Source organism: Pseudomonas sp. P4_D7, assembly GCF_056401755.1.
The window spans coordinates 1-2,099 of sequence record NZ_JBFUIR010000143.1; the positions used below are offsets into that span (position 1 = coordinate 1).

The window sequence follows — 2,099 nt, forward strand, 5'->3', positions numbered from 1 at the left end:
ATCGAAGTCAGAATCACTCTGCTTCCAGGAGCCGGCGGCCTCCCCGGGATCTCACTTGCTGCACCTCCCAACGGAAGGCATCCCTAAGATACAAGGAGCCGCTTCAGCGGCGAACCCTCAGCGGTGATATTGCGAATGAGGGTTTGCGTTTCATCGTGGGAGCTGTTCAACCGCTCGCCCAATCACCTCAATGCCTCGTTCGCAAGCGCGACAATCCGAAGGTTCGCCGCTGGAACCTACGCCTGCGCAGCGAGCGATCCGCAAAAAAAAGAGGCCGCCGATTGGGAATCGGCGGCCTATCTGGGGAGACTCGTTATGCCCGGGAGTTGAGCCGTCACCGGCTCGGKCACTTATTATTGGTATTCGGGTAGTTCGTGGTCAGCGTTGAACACGGTCGCTATCAGAAGTCGTAGTTGATGCCAAAGCGGACATAACGCGGCTGGCTGAAGTACGTGACCTTGTCGTAGTTGATATTGGGCGTGGTCGAGCTGCCGGCAATCACGTACGTGGCAGTCGGGACGGATTCGCCCAATGCGTTATAGACCATCACATTGAAGCCAAGTTTCTGGTTTGCCCACATCGGACGATATTCCGCCGAGAGCGAAACAATGTGCTGCCAGGGCTGGCGACCGGCGGCACCCGGTGAAGACGGAAGACCGTCACAGTAGTGGTAGTAGCTGCCGTACCCCACCGGATTGCTTTCATCCGCACCGTAGTAACCCAGGCAGGTCTTCGGCGTGCCAGACATGATCGCGATGTTCGCCGACAGCATCCACTCCTTCGCCGCTTGCCACGAGCCGTAGATCTTGAGTTGGTGCTTGCGGTCGTTGGAGAGCAGGCCGTTGGAATTCTCCATCAGTTTGCCGAAGTCCCAGTCCACCGTCGCAGACACGTCGGTCTGGTCGATATCCGAGCGAACCTGGCCTTCCGTGTCGCCGTAGCTACGCGAGAAGACATAGTCCACCTTGGCCTGCCACGTGCCGTCGAATGGATGCTCGAGGAACGTTTCCAGCCCGTAGTAGCTGCGCTTTGCCTTTGGCATGCCGAAATCGTCCGCCGACACGCTGACGCTGTTGTAACCGCCGGCACCATCCGGGATACGGTAGGTGTTGCTTCGACCCGGGTTCGACAGATAGCAACCATTGAGTTGGCTGGCATCGACGGCGTAGCCGAGCGAGTTCGCCTTGGCGGTGATCGTGTCGGTGTCACAGATATCGTCGAGGATATTGCGCAGCTTACGTACCTGCGCCTTCATGCCCCAGACGTAATCCGGGTTGATCTGCTGCGTAAAGCCCAGCAGATACTCATCCTGGTATTCCGACTGGATGTTGCTGGCGGCGACGGTCTTCGCATCCGGCGACTGGCCGTACTCGTTGTTCGCCGACACCGCGCCACCCGTCGCCGAGGCAAGCTGGGTCAGGCCGGTCGGATTGCCGTTACCGTCGATACCTGTATAGGTGTAGTACTCGTTCGTGTACAGCGAGCCAGCAGCGGCGCGAAGGGCAACCGAAGCAGGCATGGCGAGGTAGTAACGACCGGCATTGCCGTAGACCTTGAGGGTGGAGTCGCCGTTCACGTCCCAGCTGAAGCCGAGTCGCGGAGCCCACTGCGGCTTGGTCATGCGCAGGAAAGCATCTCCGTTCGGGTTGTAATTGGTGAACTGGTCATTGCGCAGGCCGATCTTCACCAGCCAGCGATCATCCACCTGCCAGCTGTCTTCGATGTACTGCGCGCGCTGCTTCACGCGAACCGAGGCGGCGGTATCGTAGAGATACTTCGAGACGTAATAGCCGTCTTCTCCGCCGGCACCGGTATTGGGCGCGGCCACGTAGGGGCTGTCGCTGATCGCGGTGCCCGGGTCGCCGGAACCGTAGTCCCAGGCCGTGGCCGTCTGACCATCGTCGATGTCGTGCGAGTTCAGATTGTCGATACCACCGGTGATCGTGTGGTCGCCGATCTTCCACGAAAGATCGATGCGCAGATTATTCGTCGTTGCCCGGTGGCTCGGGTCGTTGGCCGTCAACACCGTCTGCGAATTGACGATGGGGTTGCCGCCAGTGATGCCGGGGTTCTCGAACTCGGAACCATTGATGTACGTC

General features: G+C 59.5%; 1 protein-coding gene. It reads right to left on the bottom strand.

Features of this window, described 5'->3' with window-relative positions; translation table 11 throughout:
• Positions 1-400: 400 nt before the first annotated feature.
• Positions 401-2,099: outer membrane beta-barrel protein (locus AC1DVF_RS29085; protein ID WP_477783612.1), on the bottom strand; the 1,699-nt coding region annotated here is incomplete at its 5' end.